Below are 24,414 nucleotides of genomic sequence, written 5' to 3' on the forward strand. Positions count from 1 at the left end.
ATAATTTCTAAAATATAGAAAGAACGGATAAACCTCTAAATAAATGACGGATAATTGATGTTATTCCTACACAAGCTAAGTTAAAAGCAAATGTGATGGAGTGATGTCCAGTGAAGCATAATAATTATATGTATTTAAGCTTCTTTTTGTTACTAATGTTTCCACTTCAAGTTCAAGCAACTGAAGTGAAGCCCATATTAATTGAAACATACGAAGCAGACATAACAAGTGATGGAAATAATGAAAAAATTGAATTAAAAGGCGTACTTTTTTCTCCAGATTCAAAGTTTTATCAGCAACTATTGGCAGAAATTTCCAATCAGAAAAAAGAAAAGTGGAAAATTTATTATCCTGGGGGATACGAACCAACCTTACAATTTATCGATCTTAATCACGATAATAAAACTGATATTTTCTACCAAAGCGCTACTGGAGGGAGTGGCGGTCTTTATAATTACCAATTAAATACAATTATAAATGATACGGTTCAAGAAATAGAACTGCCTGAGCAAACGTACTTAAGTGGTGTATTTAAGGATAATTTTAAAATTGAATTAAAACTGACAGCTACGAGTAAACCGATAATAATTGACGTAAAAAATCGAGCACAAGATTATGTGCGATTAGGTATATATGATCAACAAGGGGAACTGCTTTCTAAAAACAAAACAGTTATGATTGACCCAATCGCTTTTTTTGAACCATTGATAGTAAACGAGACTAAAGGGTACGGACTCAAGAGCTATCAACAAATTAGCGGTGCTTATCACGCCGATAGATTAGGAACAGTTGAAACAGTATGGTATTTTGAAAATCACAATTGGATAATTTTGCAAACAAAGTGGTTGCCTGCCTAAACTCTTCATCGCTTCTGACTAAAATAAGTAAGTTTAGAAAAGAATTTATTCCGTTTCCTCTTTCACCCTAACTTACATCATAAAAACACAAGTGGAGAATAATGAATTTATTCTCCACTTGTGTTTTTTCAGATTACACTCTCAGAATTGCAGTTAATTTGCTACAACATTGACTAACTTACCCGGGATAACAATCACTTTTCGAATTGTTTTTCCAGCAGTTAGCTCTTTTATCTTTTCATTCTCTAGCGCTTTTTTTTCTAATTCTTCTTTTGTAATATCTTTAGAAACAAGAAGTTTAGCTCGAACTTTCCCCATAATTTGCACAACTATTTCAATTTCATCTTCAACAAGCTTCGTTTCATCATAAGTTGGCCATGGTTCATAAGTGATAGTATTTGAATGACCCATAATTTCCCAAAGTTCCTCAGAAATATGCGGAGCAATTGGAGAAAGTAATTTAATAAAACCTTCCATATAGGATTTTGGAAGTTTTTCTGCTTTATAACATTCATTAATAAATACCATCATTTGTGAAATAGCTGTATTAAAATGCAAGTTATCAAAATCCTCAGTTACTTTTTTTACAGTTTCATGATAAACCTTATCTAAAGTATGATCATTTTCTTCTCCAATCTTATTGGACAACTCGCCTTTTTCATTCACCATTAGACGCCACACACGATCTAAAAAGCGTCTAGACCCATCAAGTCCTTTTTCCGACCATGCAATGGAAGCATCTAGCGGCCCCATAAACATTTCATAAAGCCGTAGTGTATCTGCACCGTGTGATTCCAAAACATCATCTGGATTTACGACGTTTCCTTTTGACTTACTCATTTTTTCATTGCCTTTTCCAAGAATCATTCCTTGATTAAATAATTTCATAAACGGTTCTTTTGTTGAAACAACTCCAATGTCATATAAGAACTTGTGCCAAAAGCGTGCGTATAATAAATGAAGAACGGCGTGCTCTGCACCACCAATGTAAAGATCTACCGGCAACCACTTTTCTAGTGCCTTCGGGTCAGCAATTTTATCTGGATTATTCGGATCAATATATCGTAAATAATACCAACAGCTTCCCGCCCATTGAGGCATGGTATTTGTCTCTCTTCTACCTTTTTTACCTGTTTTTGGATCTATTACATTTACCCATTCTTCACAGTTTGCTAATGGAGATTCACCAGTGCCCGACGGCTTAATATTATCCATCTCAGGTAGTTTTAATGGTAGTTCTTCTTCTGGAACAGTAGTCATTGTTCCATCTTCCCAATGAATAATTGGAATTGGTTCTCCCCAATAGCGTTGACGTGCAAATAACCAATCACGAAGTCGGTATGTTACCTTTTTTGTACCTTTTCCGTTTTCCTCTAACCATTCGATCATACGGGTAATAGCAGTATCTTTATTCAAGCCGTTTAAGAAATCAGAATGAACCAGTTTTCCATCGCCCGTATACGCTTCTTTAGAGATATCTCCTCCAGAAACTACTTCAACAATTGGCAAATCAAAGGTAGTAGCAAATTCATAATCTCGTTCATCATGTGCAGGAACCGCCATAATTGCCCCTGTTCCATAGCTCATTAATACATAATCAGCAATCCAGATTGGTATTTTTGCTCCATTAGCAGGGTTTATCGCGTACGCACCTGTAAAGACACCGGTTTTATCTTTAGCTAAATCAGTTCTTTCAAGATCTGACTTCGTTTCAATCGTATGAATATATTGATCTACAGCTTCTTTCTGCTCAGCTGTAACAATTTTTTTAACCAGTGGATGCTCTGGTGCTAACACTGCATAAGTAGCGCCAAACAGCGTATCTGGTCTTGTTGTAAACACTGTAAATTCCTCATCTATGGAATCAATCGCAAAACGAACCTCGGCACCTTCTGATCTCCCTATCCAATTTCGTTGCATTTCTTTTAAGCTTTCTGGCCAATCTAATTCTTCTAAATCCTCTAATAACCTATCTGCATAAGCGGTTATTCGTAGCATCCACTGCTTCATTGGCTTGCGAATCACAGGATGACCGCCTCGCTCACTTTTCCCGTCAATCACTTCTTCATTAGCAAGTACTGTTCCTAATGCCGGACACCAGTTCACAGCAACTTCATCCATATAAGCTAACCCATGTTCATATAACTTAATAAAAATCCATTGGGTCCATTTATAATAATTAGGATCCATCGTACTTATTTCTCTGTCCCAATCATACGAAAATCCAAGTGCTTGTATTTGCCGTTTAAAAACAGCTATATTCTTTTTCGTAAAATCTTCCGGACTATTTCCGGTATCTAACGCATATTGTTCCGCCGGAAGACCAAATGCATCCCATCCCATCGGGTGCAGGACTTCATATCCCTGCATTCGTTTCATTCTGGAAATAATATCTGTAGCAGTATAACCTTCCGGATGTCCGACATGTAGTCCAGCTCCAGATGGATAAGGAAACATATCTAAAGCATACATTTTTTTCTTATTGGAGTACGTATTTGTTTTAAATGTTTTATTCTCCAGCCAATGCTGTTGCCATTTCTTTTCAATTTGCTGATGATGAAAGCTCATTTTTCTTCCTCCTTTAATTATAACGACGATAATTACTATCGTTGATAGCAGTTCATCTTTTATTCCCCTTCTAAATAAGTCATAGCAGAGACAAAGTCAAAAAGGGAACTAGGTAGTAACGTATAGACTATCAAGTTTTGCACAACATCGAAATTTTTTCCTACAACTTAAAAAATTTGCAAACGTTAAAGCAACTTCTGTTGTTGCCAACATGAAAAGAGCTCCGTTAGTGATGTACAAACAGAAAAACTTCTGAAGCGATAAAGTGAAACTTCATTTCATGAAACGTTTTCCCAAGGAATGCTGGTATCGCAAGGGTATGACCTAAAGGCCCCTGAACCAATCGGGTATTTAAAAGCCGTTTCTCTTATCAGTTTGAAAAATAATAAGCAGATTTTTTAAATGAGAGAAATTACGAGCTCCATACATTCGGGATAAACCAAACAGGCCTCTAAAACAGGGGTATGCCGACACCTAAAGCAGTAAGCCCTTTTTTGTCGGCCTTCCTTTAGATTCAAGGGGATGTTGACTTTCATAGAAAAAAGACCGAAGTTTGCTAGTCGATCTTTAAAAGCTACTTTAAATAAGATATCGCCATATAAAAACGGATGTCGTTTTCTAGAAAATAAAAAAAGCAACCCACCCCTCTACAAAAGGGACGAGAAGCTTTTCCCGCGGTACCACCCAGCTTAATGCATCATTAGCATTCACTTCATATCCGTAACGTGGATAAGACGACAGAAGCTACATATCACCTCTGTAACGACTAAGGCGAGTTCATAAATATACAAGGACAGTTTTCACCACCCACTGTCTCTCTTTTCTTGCATGGATTTACTACTACTCCTTAGTATTGTCGTTATCATATATGGTATTATATCGAATTTTAATGAATTAGAATCGCTTTGTCAAGACAATCCACTACGCAATCTGCTAAAATAAGACATAATCACAATGGAAAAGGAGTATACCATGTTACACGGAATTCTGCATTACGCACACTACTTATTGGAAGCTACACTTGAAAAAAACGAAACTGTTATTGATGCAACTTGTGGAAACGGGAACGATACCCTTTTTTTAAGTAATGTTGTTGGTGATAATGGTCATGTGTTTGCTTTTGACATCCAAACAGAAGCTATCCAAGCAACCCGACAAAAGTTAATAGAAAATGGGAAGACGAATGTCACGGTCATTCATGATAGTCATGCAAATTTGAAAAAATATCTACCTTCAAATGACATATTACTAGGTGGAGCAGTATTTAATCTCGGCTATTTACCAAGAAGTGATAAAACAGTTATTACTAAAGCTGAATCAACGATTAAAGCGATAGATACCATTTTACACTTTCTAAAACCAAATGGCATAATAGTTTTAGTTGTTTATCACGGACATAAGGGCGGCAAAGAAGAAAAAAAGGCTATTTTAAAACATGTAATAAGGTTAAATCAGCGTCGATACCATGTCTTGCAATATGGCTTTATTAATCAAAAAAACAATCCTCCATTCATTATAGCTATTCAAAAAAGAGCCTAGACTAAGTATGTATATTAATGAAAGAATAATTTGGAATGATCACCTAACATGACAATTTGGTATGATTAAAATAGTAAGTAGCTAATTAAATTAAGTCCTTACTTTCTCTTAAAAAATGTCCAAAAAACTTACAAGTATGTTTTCAGTCTTTCCATTTAAGAGACACTTCCTGTTTTTCCACTCGAACCTGTATCCACTACTTACGGTTTATTTTACCTAGTTTGCACAGTAGACAATAGTCTCGCCCAGAAGCTTGGCTATTGCCTACTGTTAGTTACTAAAGCTTTCCTCAAAAGTGTAATTCCACTTACGTAGATCAATAAAACAGTATCTGTTTTACAATTTTTATCGTCTGTTCACAAAAAATACATAATACTATTACATCAACCTTGTAAACGTTTCATTGTTATAGTACAGCGTTTACACTAAAATCAACTTGCTCAATACTTCACAAACTAATATAGAAATTTATTAAAAGACGATATATAATGAAATTGTAAAGAGATTGCTCAATACTTCACAAACTTTTAAAGGAGGCTTTATCATGACTACTAAAACAAAAGCAAGTTCCCCAAAGGAGCAGGTTTCTCATACAATTGATCAACTAGTAGTTAACGCAGAGCGTGCTTTAGATGAATTCAAAAAATTAGATCAACAAGCAATTGATGCGATTGTTAAGGAAATGGCTTTGGCTGGAATTGATAAACATATGGAATTAGCAAAGTTAGCGATTGAAGAAACTGGTCGCGGAGTCTTTGAAGATAAAGTAATCAAAAATATTTTCGCAACTGAATATATTTATCATAACATAAAATATGATAAAACGGTTGGCATTATTAATGAAAACGAATTGGAAGGTGTTGAAGAGTATGCTGAACCAGCAGGAGTTGTCTGTGGTATAACACCTGTTACTAATCCAACATCGACAACCATGTTCAAATCATTAATTTCAATTAAAACTAGAAATCCAATTATTTTTGCCTTTCATCCATCCGCGCAAAAAAGTAGCAGTTATGCAGCAAAAATTCTGCTGGATGCTGCAGTAAAAGCTGGTGCACCGAAAAATTGTATTCAATGGATAGAAACTCCTTCTATTGACGCAACAAAAACGCTAATGAATCATCCTGGTGTATCACTAATCCTTGCAACTGGTGGAGCAGGAATGGTGAAATCGGCCTATAGTTCTGGAAAACCTGCACTCGGCGTTGGGCCCGGAAACGTACCATGTTATATTGAAAAAACAGCAATGATTAAACGTGCTGTGAACGATCTTATTCTTTCTAAAACTTTTGATAATGGTATGATTTGTGCGTCCGAACAAGCAGTAATCATTGATAAAGAAATCTATGATACGGTTAAACAAGAACTTATAGCAAATAGATGTCACTTTTTAACGAATGACGAAATTAAGAAAGTTGGAAAGCTCGTAATCAATCCAACAACGTGTGCTGTTAATCCAGATATTGTAGGAAAACCTGCATATGAAATCGCCAAAATGGCAGGAGTAAAAGTAGAAAAAAATACGAAGATTCTTATTGCTGAACTCGAAGGCGTTGGTCCTGAATTTCCGCTATCCAGAGAAAAGTTAAGTCCTGTCCTGGCTTGTTACAAGGTAAATTCCACGGAAGAAGGAATAAAAAGAGCGGAAGAAATGCTACATTTTGGTGGATTAGGACATTCTGCAGTGATTCATTCAACCGATGATGACATCATAGAAAAATATTCACATCGTATGAAAGCTGGAAGAATCATTGTAAATTCTCCTTCTTCTCAAGGAGCAATCGGCGATATTTATAATGCTCACATGCCTTCTCTGACTTTAGGGTGTGGAACATATGGAGGTAACTCTGTCTCTACGAATGTTGGCACCATAAACCTGATAAACATTAAAAAAACAGCACGGAGGAAAAATAATATGCAATGGTTTAAGCTACCTCCTAAAATTTATTTTGAAAGAAATGCAATTCAATATTTAGAAAAAATGCCGGATATATCAAAAGCTTTTATTGTCACCGATCCAGTTATGGTTAAACTTGGCTATGTAGATAAAGCACTGTATTATTTACGGAAGCGCCCTGATTACGTGCATTGTGAAATTTTCTCTGATGTCGAAGCAGATCCATCGATTGATACCATCCAAAAAGGTACAGAAATGATGCGCCAATTTAAACCTGATGTGATAATTGCTCTTGGTGGCGGTTCACCTATGGATGCGGCAAAAGCAATGTGGCTATTTTATGAGTATCCGGAAGTCGATTTCCATGAATTAAAACAAAAATTTATGGACATTCGCAAGCGAATTGTTAAATATCCAAAGTTAGGAAAGCTGGCAAAATTTGTTGCCGTGCCAACTACATCTGGAACAGGATCAGAAGTTACTTCTTTCACAGTTATTACCGATAAAAAAGCCAATATGAAATATCCATTAGCCGATTATGAATTAACACCAGATGTAGCAATAGTAGATCCGCAATTTGTTATGTCTGTACCAAAACAAGTAACTGCTGATACAGGGATGGACGTTTTAACACATGCGATTGAAGCGTATGTGTCTAATATGGCAAATGACTATACGGATGGTTTGGCCATAAAAGCAATCCAATTAGTATTTGAATATTTACCAAAAGCATATCATAATGGAAATGATGCTTTAGCAAGAGAAAAAATGCATAATGCATCTACAATTGCAGGAATGGCATTTTCCAACGCGTTTTTAGGTATTAACCATTCCCTCGCCCATAAATTAGGTGCTGCATTTAATATTGCACATGGCCGAGCAAATACGATTCTACTTCCACATGTTATTCGCTACAATGCACAAAAACCGGAAAAATTCGTCTCATTTCCGAAGTATGAATATTTTATTGCTGACAAGCGCTATGCAGAAATTGCAGCTACGTTGAATCTTCCGGCAAGAACAGTAGAGGAAGGTGTTGAAAGCTTAGTACAAGCTATCATTAAACTTGCAAAGGAATTAAATATTCCAATGAGCATGAAAGATGCAGGAATAAATGAACAAGAATTTGAAGCACAAGTAGATGAACTTGCTGAATTAGCTTTTGAAGATCAATGTACAACGGCAAATCCAAAACTTCCATTAGTTACGGAATTAGCCGAAATTTATCGAAAAGCATATAAAGGAGTTTAGCTGTTCGATATAATCAAATCATTCAAACTAGCACGGAATAAAACTCTATCATTAAATAAAAAACGTTCTTTACTTCGTTTTCTATCTCCACACGGTATTAGCCTACCCGTGAACGGAAGAAACGTTAGCCGACCGCTCTTACTCTAACTTATGAGTATGGGCGGTCTTTTGATGGAAAAATCGCTTCATAAAATAATATACTCTTGTATTCCAATGAAAAAATAGTGCTGCTCTGTCTCCCTTCTCAAAAAACATCCTCTTGACTACTCTTGAGTCATTTAGCTGCTTTACTTTTTTATCCCCTAAATATAACCCAATTAATCCTTGGATGACCATCTGGTGAAAATAATGGTTTGGCAAAGATTCTGTATATAAGTTTGCTTGCTTATAAAAATAGTATAAACGTTCATGTTTTGTTGACGTATCTGCATAATAAGAACAAAAATTCAAATCTTTCTCCTTCACATCTTCTTGTTGATCAATATAATAATCAAGCAAGATATGCAACCCTTGGACATAAGGAAAATAACTAGTAACGATTTGGTTAGCGAATTTACGATACAACCTCCCTGCCAATCCATAGGAAATTAAGCAATAAATTCCTAAAGTCGATCCCGCTGCTGCGGAAAACTCATACCATTGTAATGGATAAATATTATTTTCCCTAGACCAGGTGGTTAATCGCGGCACCCGTTCTTCTGGAATAACATGCTTATGAACTTGCAAATCACGATACAATTCGGCCAGCCATAAAGCTTGTTCTTGAAAAGTTGGTATATCATCTAATAATGTCACAACTTCTTTACAAGTCTTTACAAGTTCTAATAGATAACCATTATCCTGTTTATGAGGAAAAAATGCGTAATAGTCTGTTGATTCCACTTTTCCGGATAATGCATCAGTCATTGCAGTATGTAATAGCTCAAATGATCTAGCTTCCATAGTAGTACTACGATCACATAAATTGTCCAGATAATCACTAATCGTTTGATAAGCAACAATAAAACGCACGCATTTCTTCCATCTATCTCCCGCTAAAAATGCATATACTGCTCCACCTTGACAATGGAAACGTTTTGCTGTAATACTAGCCAATGCTTGAGACCGTAATTCCTCATCAGGTATTTCATTTGCTCGTTTTTGCCAATAAGTCAATTCTTTTTTTACAGTAGGAAAAATCTTTCGATAAACTGCTATCATTAAAGAAGCAGGAGTACTTGGTACTTGATAGCTCAACATGTTGCCTCCGTTCTGTATCTAGCCACTATATTGTCTGCTGTAAATATTATTTTAGCTTATTAAACGCAGTTAATCAAAACATCAAACCATTGATACACAAGGGGATGTACGTTTTTATCATACGTTTTTTACAAATTACGCTATTCGAAACTTAACTTTCGGGATGTTTTAGTCAAATTTTTATCCTCCTGCGTAAACGACCGCATCCTAAAAACTGCTTAAATTAATCATTGAAATATATGCTCAGGTATCAAAGAATCTCTGCTTATGCTTCAAGAATTCGAAAGCAAACCTTTTCATTATCTGCTAAACTAAACTATTCCGTATAAGGAGTATTTCATCTGAAGATGGTCATAATAAAAAATAAATCATGAAAGGCTGATAAAATGATTTATATCTATAATGATTATGGTGGAACTCATACGACATCGTTAGCAGCTGCTTATCACTTAAAAAAACTACCAACTAATAGAACACTTACAAAAGATGAAATTATAAATGTTGATTATTTTAATAAATTAACGAAAGAAGATTTCGGCAAATTTATTTTTCACGGAATAGATGAAGATGGGAATCCAGTCTATACAATTGGAAGAAAAAATAACCATTTAGTAGTACCAGCTTTAAAAAATTTAATCGAACTTATCCTAGAAAAAAATGAAGTTAAAGAAAAAATAATCTTTTCTAATACTTCACCAACAGTTCCTTTTGCCATGACAATTGGAGGATTTTTCTCCAGAGGATTAAAAATAGATTTTATCGGTGTTCCTTTACTTATCTTAGGTGCTAAACAATGTGGCAAGCGTATTAATCAATTGGTGGAACATACAAAAAAAACAGCAACATCTTCAAATAAACAAGTTCTCGTTCTAGAAAATAAATCATTTAAATGAATGCAAGCAGAAGTAACATTTAACCGAATCCAATAAATGACCCTTTTTTTGCAAACAAGATTTTAAATAAAGGAATTGATCAACATGGATTTCCCCGTTATTCATACTAATTTTTGGGATGGCGTTATTGCTGTACCTGCAATTGTAATTCTAACACAGTGCTTTAAATTACTTCCTATCCCCCGTCAATACTTCCCAACAATAGCAAGTATTCTGGGCTTTTTCATTTCTATATTTATAAGTCATCGTCATGACTTATGGGCAGGCATTTTTATGGGAGCATTTTATGGTTCAGCAGCGGTCGGGACATATGCTGCATTAAAAACTAATTGGGTAGTTTTTAGAGAAAAATATTTGAATAAAAAAGTCAGACAAGAATAAGAAACGTCTTCCTAATAGTTGAACAAGGATTGCCATATTATTTCAACTTTTGACACTTTAAACTATGTATCCGACTTCTTGAATGGAACATGACCCCTTTTGCTCTCCCATAAGGAATTTTAAATCACGATTTGGATACAATTCATCCAGAGTGATAGTCGCTTCTTTTCTAGCCTTTAGAGAGCCGCCTTCAAAAGTAAAATCTTTAAGTCCTTTTACATCTGTTTTCCAATGGTAATAACTTATACGGTTTGGAAGCATTCACTTTTTACGCAAATTTTCTGAATCTGCTTTTCCAGCTTTTACTTACTTATAAATTTATCTCCGATTACATTCTTACTGTATTCCTTCATCGTAAATAGTTGTGGACAGATTTCACCAAGTAGCTTCAATCCCATTCTAATAATCGGATTTGTAGAGCGACCTGCTGAAATCCACTCTATATAGAACACAGGCATCTTTACTTTGATCAGTGTGGTTTTATTCTACATTTAATTTTTCTTGGAAATAGTTCTTTCTAAAAGGGTTTCCACCAGTTAGCTTCGATGATTTTCCGGATATCCTAACTTAGAATCTCCTTTCTTTAGCAGTCCGGGAGCTTAGAACCAAAGAAGAAAGAGCAACACCGGTTACATACATAATTCCTTCTTCAATGGTATCAGTGAAAGATGTGTCAGATTCCGCTACTTAGTTTTTAATAAATACTTCTTATAACTATGTAAATCCCTAGATAGACCTTTTAACCTAAAAACAAACTTATAATGCCCCTCCCCGTAACTCGTTTCGACTATATGAGGAAGGGTTTAACATGGAAAAAATAGTACACTAAGCTTTTATTGTCGTATATAAAATTAGTTAATATTTGTCAAAAAAATTCCTAATAGGAAAGTATAAACCTTTGTATCTACGACTGGCGTAAATGGTATGAAGCATGTCATAAAAGTTCTCCAAAAACTTTATAACTTCTACATCCCTTCAGTATGCAGAACAGTTTATTACTTCTAAAGTTGGTCTCTAGATTTATATAAAAGCTTCCACCTAAAGATGTTTTATTTAAACGTCCAAAAAAAGACTATTTACTCAGGATAAGAGCCAACCCTACAAAATTATTCATGAATATAGTAAAGTAGACCGAAAATAAAGGAGGTAGGTTATATGTGGAGAAAATTTGATGAAGACGGAAATCAAGAATTTAGCTTTTCGAAGGCTAGAGCAGATGCTGATGCCGATGCAAGGTCTGATGTAGATTTCGACAGCGATATCCGTGTAGATAATGATAATGACAACGACAATGATAACGACCTAAAAAACAGAAATCGCAATATTAATATTGCCAAAGTCATTAGAAGTGGTAATTCCAATGTTGATGTTGATATTGATGAAAAAGAACGTGTTGATATTGATGAGGACCGTTAAAAAACACCATTAGTTACTATTAGTGGGGTGAAAAACATCCCACTATTTTCCTTGAAAGGAGAATTTGATTTGAAGAAGGCAAATGACAACTTACACGTACTAGACTTTAAAACTGATACTCGCTCCACGATTGGAAATAGCGGTAATTCAGATGTCGATGTAACTGTAAATATTGATACCACCCCTATTGCATACGCAATGTTATGTACACTTTTAGCAACTAGTCAAATTACCTCAACTGAATTTAATGCTGCGGTTAGAAAATTAGAAGATTTTGCAAGTAGTGGTAAGAGCCCTTCGATAAAAGACATGAATGATTTATCACTAGTGAAACTAAACAAAAGACAATTAAGAAGGTAAAAAAACGCCTTCTTATTTTTATACCACGAACTACACATAAAAAATAAGATTAAATAACAGATCTTTCTGTTTTGTTCTGTGCAAGGTCTTTTCATGCTTATTTTTAAACTATTATAGATGTCAAACATTTTTCAACAGCAATGAAAAGAATTATTTTTCCTTTTAGATTTTTAAGACCGAAAATACTCAAACCTTGTATAAGCCTTCAATAAGGGTTCCATAGACTTAAGAAAAAGGGAGAAATAAAATAGCCCTAGCTCAAGACTAAACTGAACTAAGGCTGGACAGCTCAGGGAGAGTTACCCTGTATAATTAATATTAAACAACAAATATAAATATTACTGTAAACGTATATGAATGGAAACTGTACCTCTTGAAGTTTCTTTTCATTCATAAACTCATTCATTTCTTTGGCATCCTAAAGCCATTATGTATTTTTTTACGCTGTTCTCCAAGGCGTTTCTACATCATCATCTGGAGGTTTTTCAGCAAGAGGGTAGTAAACTTAATTTCGTTTCTTCAGACAATTCTCCGCCCAATTTTTTAAGATATATATTTCATCTTTAATTGACTTTGACAGATTAAGTATAAAGACGATATCATTGTCAAAGTTTCCTTTTCTTATAGTTTCTAATATTTTCGTACTAGTTACGTAAAGATCGCTTGAAAAGCATTTCTTTTATTGCTCACTTAATGGGTAAGATGTTCAGGGAAGTTTTTCTAATATTCCTCATCCCTTTATATCCAGCAGCTTCCTCCAAAATGATATACTAATAGTAGCCATCATATTTTTTTCAGGAGGATTTAAAATGATACAAGCATATAAAGGCATATTTCCAAAAATTCATGAGTCTGTATTTATTGCAGAAGACGCAACCATCATTGGTGATGTCACTATTGATGAACAAACAAGTATTTGGTTTAAAACTGTCATACGGGGAGATGTTGCTCCAGTCAGAATCGGTAAACGGATCAGCATTCAAGATTTATCCATGCTGCATCAAAGCCCGAACCTCCCGTTAATTATTGAAGATGATGTAACAGTTGGTCATCAAGCAACACTGCATTCAGCAGTTATTCGAGAAAAGGCGTTAATCGGGATGGGTTCTCTCCTATTAGATGGTGCTGAAGTAGGAGAAAATGCATTTATTGGAGCCGGCAGCTTAGTACCGCCGGGAAAGAAAATACCAGCACACACATTAGCATTTGGGAGACCGGCTAAAGTGATAAGAAAGCTTACCGAAGCTGATTATAAGGAAATGGAACGGATTCGTAGATCATATGTTGAAAAAGGCGAAATCTACAAATGCCAACAAAAAGATCAAACCATGCCCTTGAATTAAAGAATAAATTACCGATATAAAGAGTACAGTAAGTAGGTAATAGGAGACAGGACAGATGAACATTATTTTATTTTGTCTTAGTTTAATACTATCAATATTCTTTTTATTTTTAAGTACAAAACAACAAGTATCATGGGTACGCAAGTCATTTATTGTTTACGGAGTAATTTTTTCGATAACTGCCATTTCTATATTATCTATTTTTATCGTTCAACATAAAAGTGCGTTTAAGCAGCTAGTTGAAGATACTATTCCAGTTAGTGAAAATAAACAGCATACACCAACAAACAAGCGCCTTTCTGAACATAACATCAAAAACGAAGTTAAAATCGATGCTCCAAAAATTCAACAACTCCCGGAATTGCCAAGAGGGTGTGAAGTCACTAGTCTATCTATGCTCCTAAACCATTATGGTATTCAGGCCGACAAGATGGAACTAGCTAAAAAAGTTAAAAAAGATCCTACTCCCTATACTAAAAAGGGAGATGAGATTTTCTTCGGCAATCCTTATAACGGTTTTGTTGGTGATATGTACTCTTTTGACACGCCTGGGATGGGGGTTTACCACAAGCCTATTGCTGAACTCGCAACTAAATATGCTGGAAGTAAGGTTCGAGATTTCACAGGTAGTAATTTTGACGTAATTATCGAAGAACTTAATAAACAACATCCTGTTTGGGTAATTATCAACACAACATATGATAAACTGCCGGAAAGTCAATTTACTACGTGGAATACAAAGTCAGGGAAAATTGACATCACGATGAAGCAGCACGCTGTTCTTATTACCGGCTATGATGAAAAGTACATTTATTTTAATGATCCGTTAAATTTTGCTGACAAAGCACCCATCGATAAATTTAAAGCAGCATGGATCCAAATGGGCAAACAGGCGATCACTATTTATTAAAGTGATCGCCTGCAAGATTAAGATTTAACTAATTGTTTTTCTACAGATGATAACTTATTTATATCCATTTTTTTCTCCACAAAGTTTTGATGCCACAGCATAAACATTAGAACCGTCCAGATTTTTCTGCTGTAGTCCCCTTTTCCTTGACAATGGGCTTCTAATAATTCTAAAACATAATCCTTATATAGTAAATGATCCGTCTCACTTTCACGAATAAGTTGTTTTGCCCAGCTATTCAGTTCATTCTTTAGCCAATGTCGAATTGGAACAGGGAAACCCAACTTTTTACGATCCAGTACATGATCAGGAATAATGCCGCGAGCTGCTTCTCGAAGAATATTCTTCGTCGTACCGTTTGCTATCTTTAAGTCTACAGGGATCTCACTAGCAACACGAAATACCTCTTTGTCTAAAAACGGAACACGGAGTTCAAGTGAATTCGCCATTGTTACTCGATCAGCTTTTAATAAAATGTCTCCACGCATCCATGTATGAATATCTACATATTGCATTTGATTTACAGCAGGATAATGACTTACCTGATCAAATAATTTGCTCGTTACTTGTTGATAGCTTATTTGCTCATTGTAACATTTTAAGAGGCGTTGTTTTTCATCTTCTTCAAACATTTTAGCATTTCCAATGTAACGTTCACGTAGAGGCGTTGTCCCTCGTTCTAAGAAGCTTTTTCCCTTTACTCCTTCTGGTAAGATCGCTGAGACTCTAGCTAATAAATCTTTTACCGGAGTTGGAATGGAATTAAATACCTTCAACGATTCTGGTTCACGATAAATATTATAGCCTCCAAACAACTCATCTGATCCTTCTCCAGATAAAACAACCGTCACATACTTACGCGCTTCTCTGGAAACAAAATAAAGTGGCACACAAGCTGGATCAGCTAAAGGATCGTCCATATGCCACATAATCGTTGGCAAACTTTCTACATATTCTTCAGGTGAAATCATGTAAGAAATATTTTCTACGTTTAATTTATCTGCTGTCTCTTTGGCAACGTCAATTTCCGAATATCCTTCCCGTTCAAAGCCGACTGAAAATGTTTTAATACCGGGGTTAAATTCTTTCGCTATGGATACAATCAATGTAGAATCTATACCGCCAGATAGAAATGAGCCAACCGGAACATCACTGCGCATATGAACTTTTACCGAGTCATACATAACCTCTTGTATTTTTTTAATCCAGTCTTGTTTCTCTCTTAATACTGGTTGAAAGGTTGCATGCCAGTAACGAGTAAATTCAATTGGTTCGCCTGGCTTTTTCGTAAAATAATGACCAGGTTCTACTTTTTGAATTCCAGCCGTCATCGTCATTGGTTCAGGTACGTATTGAAAACTTAAATACTGCTGTAAAGCTTCTTTATTTACCTCTTCTTTTTCCATCATTAAAGTTATACTCTTTTTCTCTGAGGCGAATACAATACCTTGATCATTTTCGTGATAAAACAAAGGTTTAATTCCGAATGGGTCACGAGCACCATACAGTTTTTCCGCTTGCTTATCCCAAATTAAAATCGAGAACATTCCTCTTAAATATTGAAATGCACCCTCTTTAAGTTTAGAAAAAAGTGCCGCAATGACTTCTGTATCTGAATCTGTCTGGAATTTATAGCCCTCTTCCAACAACTTTTCACGTATTTCAATATAATTATAAATTTCGCCATTGAATACAAGCCATATTCGTTCATCATTATAACTCAGAGGCTGAGTTCCACTTTCAATATCAATAATACTTAATCTACGAAAGCCAAACGAAATATATGGATCAAAATAATACCCTTCATCATCTGGACCTCTATGTGTAATTAGATTATTTTGTTTTTTAAATAATTCCTTGTCTTCTTCTGTTCTTTCTGTTGGATAATCAAACATTATTCCAATAAAACCACACATTATGTCAACCTTCTCTCCTGATATAATAAGCACTTGTAATAATTATGAAATATTAAAGAAACATATCAGTAATATAATATCATACAACTTTTGGGAAATAAACGCGTAAAGTGCCCGTTTAAGCAAATCTAGACTATTTTCTTTATTCATTTTCTAAACAGTACGTAAGAAAAGATGCTGAAAAATATGTACCAAATTTATAATCACACCTATATTTATTCTCCATCACATACGAAAATCTGTCCGTTTTGCATACTTGTTTTTGAATAAAGTAAGGTTAAGATTTTTTAAACTTAACATAACCTATTGGGCATTGCAATATACAGATAAAGAATTTAATTTAGTTGTATTTTAATCCTCTTATTAGAAAAACTTGGCTTGTCACCGAGTCTTTATGGCGAAAGCTATCATTTTTCTTATACGATAAAGTGAAGCTTCATTCCGTGGAATGCTTTTTACACGGAATGTTAGTACCACAAAGGTATGACCTAAAGGCCCTTGAACCAATCGGGCATTTAAGTGCCATTTTTCTTTTATGTTCACAATGCATAATAGATTTTAGAATTGAGGAAAGTACGGCACCTTACATGCGGGATAAAGCCTAAATTTTTATTCTTTCCTATAGGGTAAAAAAGACGCCTATTTATTAAGTGACCTAATCTGATACACATTCGAATGGCTAATAATAGGGTTATTCTCAGAAATTAAGTCAACAGGTCTGTAGCATTGTGGCTGTAAGCAAAAAAATTTTACAGACTAAATACATTTCTAGTCGCTAAACACTCCTAATTTCTTAACACATTAAAAAAGATATGAATTCCAGATTGAAACGGAATATCATATCTTTTAAACAGTTTAAATCTGCCTGCTATGAATCATTTTTTAGTAAGGGATCTTAACTCATCCACTTTATCCGTTTTTTCCCACGGAAATGAATGATCTGTACGTCCAAAATGTCCATACGCAGCTGTGTCTTTAAATATTGGCTTTTGTAAATCAAGCATTCGTATAATTCCAGCCGGACGCAGATCAAATAATTTTCTTACCGCGTTTACTAGTTTTTCTTCACTTACCTTCCCTGTCCCGAATGTGTTAATTGAAATGGAAACAGGCTCTGCAACGCCAATTGCATAAGCAAGCTGTACTTCGCACGTTTTTGCTATATCAGCTGCAACAATGTTTTTCGCTACATATCTGGCGGCATATGCAGCAGATCGATCTACTTTTGTTGCATCTTTTCCACTAAATGCACCGCCGCCATGTCTAGCGTACCCTCCATAAGTGTCAACAATGATCTTACGTCCAGTTAGGCCGGCATCCCCTTGGGGACCGCCAATAACAAAACGACCGGTTGGATTAATAAAGTATTTCGTTTTTTCATCTAAAAGATGAGTTGGTACTACTGGTCGAATAACATGTTCAATTAAATCTTTTTCAATTTGCTCCGGTGTAATATCCTGATGATGTTGGGCAGAAATAACGATCGTATCAATCCGTACAGGCTCATCATTTTCACCATACTCGATGGTCACCTGTGTCTTTCCGTCTGGTCGCAAGTAAGCCAGCGTTTTATCTTTTCGAACATCGGCCAGGCGCTTTGCTAATTTATGGGCTAACGAAATCGGAAGAGGCATTAATTCCTCTGTCTCATCACAAGCAAATCCAAACATTAGCCCTTGGTCACCAGCACCAATAGCATCGATTTCCTCTTCACTCATTTTTCCTTGACGTGCCTCCAAAGCCGTATTAACACCACCGGCAATATCAGGAGATTGCTCATCAATAGCTGTTAAGACTGCACATGTTTCTGCATCAAATCCAAACTTGGCGCGTGTATAACCAATTTCTTTAATGGTTTTTCGGACAATTGCTGGTATATCTACATAGGTTGTTGTTGAAATCTCCCCTGCTACGAGCACAAGTCCAGTTGTTACTGCCGTCTCACAAGCAACTCGAGCATAAGGATCAGATTTTAATATTTCATCTAAAATTGCATCTGAAATTTGATCAGCTATTTTGTCAGGATGTCCCTCTGTTACAGATTCAGAAGTAAATAAACGTCGATTAGTAGCCATATTGCTACGTCCTCCTTTAAAATCAAATACGGAACTCTATCTATCATATATGCACATTACTACAATCTGGCTAGTTGCACTTACTTAAAACCTACAAATTAGAGGATATTCAAAAAGTATGGTCAACATGCTGCTTGGGAATCATTCATGTAATCTGTAATCAGTTCCATACACTTCGCTACACAATGACACCGTCTCATCGAAGCTTTGATGCGCAGGACGTACTGATGTCAGCATTACAACAGAACGAGAAAAACTTCGGAAGCGACACATCACACACGGATAAAAAGCGTTTTTCTTTTTTAAGGACAGAGTACGCTACGATAGCAATACACCGCACGCAGAAAAAGTATACTTCTTTTTCAAGCATGTCGCCCCAAACGAATTTCAGATTTAGGAGCCGTTTTTCTCATAAAGCTGCAAAATGATAAGCAGATCTTTGAAATGAGAAAAATATAGCTCCTTACATCCGAAATAAAGAAAATATGCCTATACCTCTAAACAAGGGGTATGACGACGCCTGAGCAGTAAGCCCATTTTCATCGACCTTCCTTTAGATTCGTGCCGACGTTGACTTATCGTAGGAAGAAGATTAAAGTCTATTAGCATGGGCGATGGAGCTAGACGAATAAACTTTTCAAAACAAGTTATCCACATTGTAGAATTTTATGATTTCCTAGACAATAAAAAAACCTTTCCTACTGTTGATGAGGAAAGGGTCACTGGCCTCTTTCTCTCTTATTGTTCAAGGAAAAAAAGTCCTTGCATCAGGTTAGCACCTTTTCACTAAATGTGATGGTTGCTGGGCTTCCTCGGGTCTGTCCCTCCACCAACTCTGAATAAGAGTATCCGTTCCAAATCAGCTTATCGAAAGAAGCATACGATGTCAACTATTTTCACCGTATTTACCGATGTTTTTTCCATATAATAAAATCATAACTAACAAATGACTGGATCAATTATGAAATTAAGATTTTTTTAAAATTGAACAACATTAGTATGGACTATTCGAATAAATGTGTTATACTAATAAACATATTAAAGATATCGAAGTCGTTCTAAAAAAGAACGTGAATACAATTTGACTTAAAAGGCAGGTATTTATAATGAAAATGGTAGAAAAGTCGTTTGTCACCGAGTTATACAAACATTCAAATTTACACGCAAATTTATCTGTACCGTTGCTTGTTGAAAAAGTTCTCGCCAGAAAAGAAGGGAAATTATCAGCCACAGGTGCTGTGCAAGCAACTACAGGAGCGTATACCGGTCGTTCTCCAAAAGATAAATTTATTGTCAAAGATGAGATTAGTGAAAACTATGTAGATTGGGGATCCGTTAATCGCTCTATTGAGGAATCCACTTTTAATAAGCTTTACGAAAAAGTCGTTCATTATTTACTAAATAAACAGGAAATATTCCAATTCAAAGGCTTTGCGGGAGCAGATCATGAATACCGACTGCCAATACAAGTCATCAATGAGTTTGCTTGGCATAATTTATTTGCCCGTCAATTGTTTATTACTCCAACAGAGGAAGAACTTCAGACACATGAGCCGGAATTTACAGTTTTATCTGCACCAACTTTTAAAGCCGATCCAGAAGTGGATGGTACGAACTCAGAAGCCTTTATTCTAGTTTCATTAAAACAACGAATTATTTTAATTGGTGGAACAGAGTATGCTGGTGAAATTAAAAAGTCAATCTTTTCAATAATGAACTTTTTACTTCCACAGCAGAATGTACTATCCATGCACTGCTCTGCCAATGTAGGAAAAGAAGGAGACGTCGCTTTATTTTTCGGTCTTTCAGGAACAGGGAAGACAACATTATCAGCAGATCCTTACCGCCGTTTAATTGGTGATGATGAGCACGGTTGGGGGCCAAATGGTGTGTTCAACATTGAAGGTGGATGTTATGCAAAATGCATTAACTTATCTCAAGATAAAGAGCCACAAATCTATGATGCCATCCGATTTGGTTCCGTATTGGAAAATGTTGTGCTTCATGAAGATACAAGATCTCCGGATTATGATGACACAAGTTTAACTGAAAACACACGTGCAGCATATCCGTTAGAAAACATTGACAATATTGCAATACCAAGTATCGCTGGACATCCAAATACAATTATCTTTCTAACTGCTGATGCTTCCGGAACACTCCCCCCAATCAGTAAATTAACGAAAGAACAAGCGATGTATCACTTTTTAAGTGGTTATACGAGTAAACTTGCAGGTACAGAAAGAGGAGTTACGGAACCACAAGCAACTTTTTCTGCTTGTTTTGGCGCACCATTTTTGCCATTAGCTCCTTCCAAATATGCAGAAATGCTAGGAGAAAAAATTGATGCATATCAATCCAATGTATTTCTTGTTAACACTGGATGGACTGGCGGTCCATATGGTGTAGGAAAACGCATGAAGCTTTCCTATACTCGTGCTATGATTCATGCTGCTTTAGAAGGGGAGCTAAATGGGACAGAAACAACGAAAGATGACATCTTTGGGTTGGAAATTCCGATGCATGTACCCGGAGTTCCTGATGAAGTGTTAATTCCGAAAAACACATGGCAAGATAAAGCAGCTTATGAGAAAACAGCACAAGAGCTTGCCATGAAGTTTCATAATAACTTTAAGAAATTTACCAAAGCGGACGAAGATATCGTCAACGCTGGCCCGGCATACCGGGGTTAAAATTTGTTTCCTCATCCCAAAAGGAATTTTTATATAAAAACTAATATTGCAGTTTTTCTGCAAGCCGATCTCGTAAATCTTCGAGATCGGCTTTTTTTGTACTATAGAAAAGCATAAAACTTTAGGCTTTATACTATAAGCTTTAGCTATGTAGATTTGGCGATAAGCCAAGTTTTTCTAATACGTGAAATATATATAAATCGTAGAAATCGAATCAAAATCTTAAAAATATGTTTAAGCGCAACTAGGCAATAAATACGTACTGGGCATTCACACATTTTTATCTATATTCATAAACTGTTTTGACATATTATTTTAAAGAAAGGAGCACATAAAGAATGAAAAAAAATTTATTCATTCTGCTATTAGGAGTACTTTTATTTATAGCAGGTTGTAACACGAATGATGAAACTTCTTCTATTCGATTAGCAGAAGTAACTCGTTCACTATTTTACGCTCCACAATATGTTGCTCTGGAAAAAGGATTTTTTGAAGAAGAGGGATTAAATGTCGAATTACAAACCACTTGGGGTGGAGATAAAACAATGACCACTTTGTTATCAGATGGTGCTGATATCGCTCTAGTTGGTGCTGAAACATCCATTTATGTATTTGCTCAAGATTCCAAAGAAATCGCAATAAACTTTGCTCAATTAACACAAACAGATGGTACATTCTTAGTTGCGAAAGAAAAGCAACCGAACTTCTCTTGGATGGATATCAAAGGTACTACCTTTTTAGGACAGCGAAAAGGTGGAATGCCACAAATGGTAGGCGAGTATGTACTGAAGCAAAACGGTATTGATCCACATATCGATTTAAATTTACAGCAAAATATCGAATTTGCCAATATTCCAGGAGCATTCGTTTCAAGTGATGCAGAGTATGTTCAATTGTTTGAACCAACCGCCAGTATATTTGAAAAGGAAGGGAAAGGACATATTGTTGCATCTTTTGGTGAAGAATCTGGAACCGTTCCCTATACTGTTTTCATGGCAAAGCAAAACTATATAAATAAAAATGACAAAGAAATAAAAAAATTCACTAAAGCTTTATATCGAGCTCAACAATGGGTAGAGGAGCATTCTGCAGAAGAAATAGCTAAAGTAATCCACCCATATTTTGAAGATACAGATTTAGATATTCTTACTGCTTCCGTTGATCGGTATAAAAGCCAAGGTTCTTTTGCAACAGACCCCGTATTAGATAAAGATGAATGGAATAGTCTAAAAGCTATTATGAAAGAGGCTGGTGAACTTCCTGTAGACGCAGATTATGAAGAGTTAGTAAATACAACGTTTGCTGAAGACGTTTTAAATGATTAAGGAGGAAAGGAGGAGGAACAATGTCATTTTTAACCTTAGAAAAAATAACGCATCATTATTTTTCAGAACAGGGCTTTACTAAAGCATTAGATAATGTATCCTTTTCCATTGAAGAGGGAGAATTTATATCGTTATTAGGACCAAGCGGCTGCGGTAAATCAACTATACTATCGATCATTGCCGGTATAATAAAACCCACGGAAGGTAAGGTAAAGTTAGAGCAGCAAATGATTGACTTGCCCTCTTCGGAAATTGGTTACATGCTGCAACAAGATTATTTATTTCCGTGGAAAACAATTTTAGATAATGTACTTTTGGGACCAAAAATACGCAAAACATTATCCCATGATGTACAAGAAAAAGCTTTATCTTTATTACATGAGGTTGGACTAAAAAATGTAGTCACTAAGTACCCGCCTTCCCTCTCCGGAGGAATGCGCCAACGAGCCGCCCTTGTAAGAACACTAATCAACCATCCAAAAATTTTATTATTCGATGAACCTTTTTCAGCTTTAGATTATCAAACCAAATTAAAGTTAGAGGAACTCGTCTCAACATTACTAAAAAGCTACAAAAAAACAACGGTACTTGTTACCCATGACATTAGTGAAGCAATCGCTATGAGTGATCGAATTTTAGTAATGGGTACGAATCCAGGAACCATTTCAAAAGTGTTTGAAGTTCCTATTGAGATAAGACAGGAAGGACCACTCTTTGCAAGACGCCATCCAAAATTTGAAATTCTATTCGATAAAGTATGGAATGAACTGGACAGTCGAAAAGGGAATTTCCCAAAAAAGGAGGCGAATGACAAATAATGAAGTATAAAAAAACAGATGAACAATTTTTTCAGCACTATTTGCGTAGTGTAAAACGAGAAAGAAAAATAGTATATATATGGCAAATTGGTATACTTATCAGCTTTATTATTCTTTGGGAACTGGCCAGTCGATTGTATTGGATTGATCCATTGCTATTTAGTTCACCGACAACAATCTATAAGGTAATTGTTGAAAAAATTTACGATGGCTCTTTGTTATCTCATATGCAAGTAACTCTATTAGAAACAGTCGCCGGCTTCGTAATTGGAACGGTTGCAGGTACTTTCCTTGCCGTTTCATTATGGTTTTCTAATCGACTATCAAATATCCTTGATCCTTACCTTGTTATTATGAATGCCATGCCAAAGGTGGCATTAGGTCCAATTATTATCGTTGCCCTAGGACCTGGATATATTTCAATCATTGCAATGGGGGCAATCATTTCTGTTATCATTACAACATTAGTTGTCTACTCTGCCTTTAATGAAGTCGACCCAAATTACGGAACAGTGTTAAAAAGCTTTGGAGCAAGCAAACGGCAAATGTTTCAACACGCTATTTTTCCTGCCACACTGCCAACCATGATTTCTACGTTAAAAGTAAATGTTGGGCTTTCTTGGGTAGGTGTAATAGTTGGAGAGTTTCTCGTCTCTAAACAAGGATTAGGTTATTTAATTATCTATGGTTTTCAAGTATTTGACTTTTCACTCGTAATGACGAGTTTAGTACTAATTGCCATCTTTGCAGCTGTGATGTATAAGCTTGTTGAGCGGTTGGAGCGCTGGATAATTAAACATTCCAGTTCGTTTTAATGAATTTGAGGCTTCCATTAACGCTGATAATTGATGGAAGCCTCTTTTATTTATCCTAATGATGAGCGAGTATCAAAACTATACCCTCATCAATGACAATTAGACGAACTCAGAATAC

General features: G+C 35.6%; 17 protein-coding genes, 1 riboswitch and 1 other annotated feature. Of the genes, 13 read left to right on the forward strand and 4 right to left on the reverse strand.

Features of this window, described 5'->3' with window-relative positions; translation table 11 throughout:
- Positions 1–110 precede the first annotated feature (110 nt).
- Positions 111–857 (forward strand): hypothetical protein, encoded by a 747-nt coding sequence (locus JNUCC74_RS12245; protein ID WP_454065557.1) that lies wholly within the window; start codon positions 111–113, stop codon positions 855–857.
- Between the two features lie 153 nt (positions 858–1,010).
- On the opposite strand, the gene leuS is transcribed toward JNUCC74_RS12245, so the two are convergent.
- Positions 1,011–3,425 carry a leucine--tRNA ligase gene (gene leuS, locus JNUCC74_RS12250; protein ID WP_454065558.1) on the reverse strand — a complete coding sequence of 805 codons (2,415 nt, stop codon included), beginning with the start codon at positions 3,423–3,425 and terminating at the stop codon, positions 1,011–1,013.
- Between the two features lie 651 nt (positions 3,426–4,076).
- Positions 4,077–4,288, reverse strand: a binding site (T-box leader).
- A 109-nt stretch (positions 4,289–4,397) separates the two neighbouring features.
- Between leuS and JNUCC74_RS12255 the strand changes: the two genes are divergently transcribed.
- Complete coding sequence (locus JNUCC74_RS12255; protein WP_077317653.1) at positions 4,398–4,964, forward strand: class I SAM-dependent methyltransferase; 567 nt, start codon at positions 4,398–4,400, stop codon at positions 4,962–4,964.
- Positions 4,965–5,508: 544 nt separating this feature from the next.
- The gene (adhE, locus tag JNUCC74_RS12260; protein WP_454065559.1) at positions 5,509–8,112 is read left to right on the forward strand and encodes a bifunctional acetaldehyde-CoA/alcohol dehydrogenase; all 2,604 of its coding nucleotides are present in this window, start codon (positions 5,509–5,511) and stop codon (positions 8,110–8,112) included.
- Positions 8,113–8,250: 138 nt separating this feature from the next.
- Here the strand turns inward: adhE and JNUCC74_RS12265 are convergent, their stop codons facing one another.
- Positions 8,251–9,351 (reverse strand): tetraprenyl-beta-curcumene synthase family protein, encoded by a 1,101-nt coding sequence (locus JNUCC74_RS12265; protein WP_454065560.1) that lies wholly within the window; start codon positions 9,349–9,351, stop codon positions 8,251–8,253.
- A gap of 386 nt (positions 9,352–9,737) precedes the next feature.
- Here JNUCC74_RS12265 and JNUCC74_RS12270 point away from each other — a divergent pair, with 386 nt between their 5' ends.
- The 6 genes from JNUCC74_RS12270 (at position 9,738) to JNUCC74_RS12295 (ending at position 14,654) form a co-directional block, all read left to right on the forward strand.
- A complete protein-coding gene (locus JNUCC74_RS12270; protein ID WP_454065561.1) occupies positions 9,738–10,244 on the forward strand; it encodes a DUF3189 family protein in 507 nt (168 codons plus the stop codon).
- 84 nt (positions 10,245–10,328) lie between these two features.
- Complete coding sequence (locus JNUCC74_RS12275) at positions 10,329–10,625, forward strand: hypothetical protein (protein WP_454065562.1); 297 nt, start codon at positions 10,329–10,331, stop codon at positions 10,623–10,625.
- Between the two features lie 1,155 nt (positions 10,626–11,780).
- Positions 11,781–12,041, forward strand: coding sequence for a hypothetical protein (locus JNUCC74_RS12280; RefSeq protein WP_454065563.1), 261 nt, complete (start codon positions 11,781–11,783; stop codon positions 12,039–12,041).
- A gap of 69 nt (positions 12,042–12,110) precedes the next feature.
- Positions 12,111–12,401 carry a hypothetical protein gene (locus JNUCC74_RS12285; RefSeq protein ID WP_454065564.1) on the forward strand — a complete coding sequence of 97 codons (291 nt, stop codon included), beginning with the start codon at positions 12,111–12,113 and terminating at the stop codon, positions 12,399–12,401.
- Positions 12,402–13,210: 809 nt separating this feature from the next.
- Positions 13,211–13,744 (forward strand): gamma carbonic anhydrase, encoded by a 534-nt coding sequence (locus JNUCC74_RS12290; RefSeq protein WP_454065565.1) that lies wholly within the window; start codon positions 13,211–13,213, stop codon positions 13,742–13,744.
- Between the two features lie 55 nt (positions 13,745–13,799).
- Entirely contained in the window at positions 13,800–14,654 is an 855-nt protein-coding gene (locus tag JNUCC74_RS12295) for a C39 family peptidase (protein WP_454065566.1), read from the forward strand.
- 17 nt (positions 14,655–14,671) lie between these two features.
- On the opposite strand, the gene asnB is transcribed toward JNUCC74_RS12295, so the two are convergent.
- Positions 14,672–16,570 carry an asparagine synthase (glutamine-hydrolyzing) gene (asnB, locus tag JNUCC74_RS12300; protein ID WP_454065567.1) on the reverse strand — a complete coding sequence of 633 codons (1,899 nt, stop codon included), beginning with the start codon at positions 16,568–16,570 and terminating at the stop codon, positions 14,672–14,674.
- Positions 16,571–17,445: 875 nt separating this feature from the next.
- Positions 17,446–18,645 (reverse strand): methionine adenosyltransferase, encoded by a 1,200-nt coding sequence (gene metK, locus JNUCC74_RS12305; RefSeq protein WP_454065568.1) that lies wholly within the window; start codon positions 18,643–18,645, stop codon positions 17,446–17,448.
- 735 nt (positions 18,646–19,380) lie between these two features.
- Positions 19,381–19,491, reverse strand: a riboswitch (SAM riboswitch).
- Positions 19,492–19,751: 260 nt separating this feature from the next.
- On the opposite strand from metK, the gene pckA reads away from it, so the two are divergent.
- The 4 genes from pckA to JNUCC74_RS12325 all read left to right on the forward strand — a co-directional run bounded on the left by pckA (position 19,752) and on the right by JNUCC74_RS12325 (position 24,296).
- Positions 19,752–21,338, forward strand: a complete 1,587-nt coding sequence (gene pckA, locus JNUCC74_RS12310; RefSeq protein WP_454065569.1) for a phosphoenolpyruvate carboxykinase (ATP) — start codon at positions 19,752–19,754, stop codon at positions 21,336–21,338.
- 338 nt (positions 21,339–21,676) lie between these two features.
- The gene (locus JNUCC74_RS12315) at positions 21,677–22,663 is read left to right on the forward strand and encodes an ABC transporter substrate-binding protein (RefSeq protein WP_454065570.1); all 987 of its coding nucleotides are present in this window, start codon (positions 21,677–21,679) and stop codon (positions 22,661–22,663) included.
- A gap of 20 nt (positions 22,664–22,683) precedes the next feature.
- Positions 22,684–23,481 (forward strand): ABC transporter ATP-binding protein, encoded by a 798-nt coding sequence (locus tag JNUCC74_RS12320; protein WP_454065571.1) that lies wholly within the window; start codon positions 22,684–22,686, stop codon positions 23,479–23,481.
- Entirely contained in the window at positions 23,481–24,296 is an 816-nt protein-coding gene (locus JNUCC74_RS12325) for an ABC transporter permease (RefSeq protein WP_077317670.1), read from the forward strand. The genes JNUCC74_RS12320 and JNUCC74_RS12325 overlap by 1 nt, the downstream gene beginning before the upstream one ends.
- Positions 24,297–24,414 lie beyond the last annotated feature (118 nt).

The sequence above is a fragment of the Cerasibacillus sp. JNUCC 74 genome, from assembly GCF_053667775.1.

What these genes read in the sequence shown, in the direction of transcription:
- JNUCC74_RS12325 (WP_077317670.1), top strand. Translation starts at nt 23,481, where the DNA reads ATGAAGTATAAAAAAACAGATGAACAATTTTTTCAGCACTATTTGCGT.
- JNUCC74_RS12320 (WP_454065571.1), top strand. Translation starts at nt 22,684, where the DNA reads ATGTCATTTTTAACCTTAGAAAAAATAACGCATCATTATTTTTCAGAA.
- JNUCC74_RS12290 (WP_454065565.1), top strand. Translation starts at nt 13,211, where the DNA reads ATGATACAAGCATATAAAGGCATATTTCCAAAAATTCATGAGTCTGTA.
- JNUCC74_RS12270 (WP_454065561.1), top strand. Translation starts at nt 9,738, where the DNA reads ATGATTTATATCTATAATGATTATGGTGGAACTCATACGACATCGTTA.
- leuS (WP_454065558.1), bottom strand. Translation starts at nt 3,425, where the DNA reads ATGAGCTTTCATCATCAGCAAATTGAAAAGAAATGGCAACAGCATTGG.
- JNUCC74_RS12280 (WP_454065563.1), top strand. Translation starts at nt 11,781, where the DNA reads ATGTGGAGAAAATTTGATGAAGACGGAAATCAAGAATTTAGCTTTTCG.
- JNUCC74_RS12315 (WP_454065570.1), top strand. Translation starts at nt 21,677, where the DNA reads ATGAAAAAAAATTTATTCATTCTGCTATTAGGAGTACTTTTATTTATA.
- metK (WP_454065568.1), bottom strand. Translation starts at nt 18,645, where the DNA reads ATGGCTACTAATCGACGTTTATTTACTTCTGAATCTGTAACAGAGGGA.
- asnB (WP_454065567.1), bottom strand. Translation starts at nt 16,570, where the DNA reads ATGTGTGGTTTTATTGGAATAATGTTTGATTATCCAACAGAAAGAACA.
- JNUCC74_RS12295 (WP_454065566.1), top strand. Translation starts at nt 13,800, where the DNA reads ATGAACATTATTTTATTTTGTCTTAGTTTAATACTATCAATATTCTTT.
- JNUCC74_RS12265 (WP_454065560.1), bottom strand. Translation starts at nt 9,351, where the DNA reads ATGTTGAGCTATCAAGTACCAAGTACTCCTGCTTCTTTAATGATAGCA.
- adhE (WP_454065559.1), top strand. Translation starts at nt 5,509, where the DNA reads ATGACTACTAAAACAAAAGCAAGTTCCCCAAAGGAGCAGGTTTCTCAT.
- pckA (WP_454065569.1), top strand. Translation starts at nt 19,752, where the DNA reads ATGAAAATGGTAGAAAAGTCGTTTGTCACCGAGTTATACAAACATTCA.
- JNUCC74_RS12255 (WP_077317653.1), top strand. Translation starts at nt 4,398, where the DNA reads ATGTTACACGGAATTCTGCATTACGCACACTACTTATTGGAAGCTACA.
- JNUCC74_RS12275 (WP_454065562.1), top strand. Translation starts at nt 10,329, where the DNA reads ATGGATTTCCCCGTTATTCATACTAATTTTTGGGATGGCGTTATTGCT.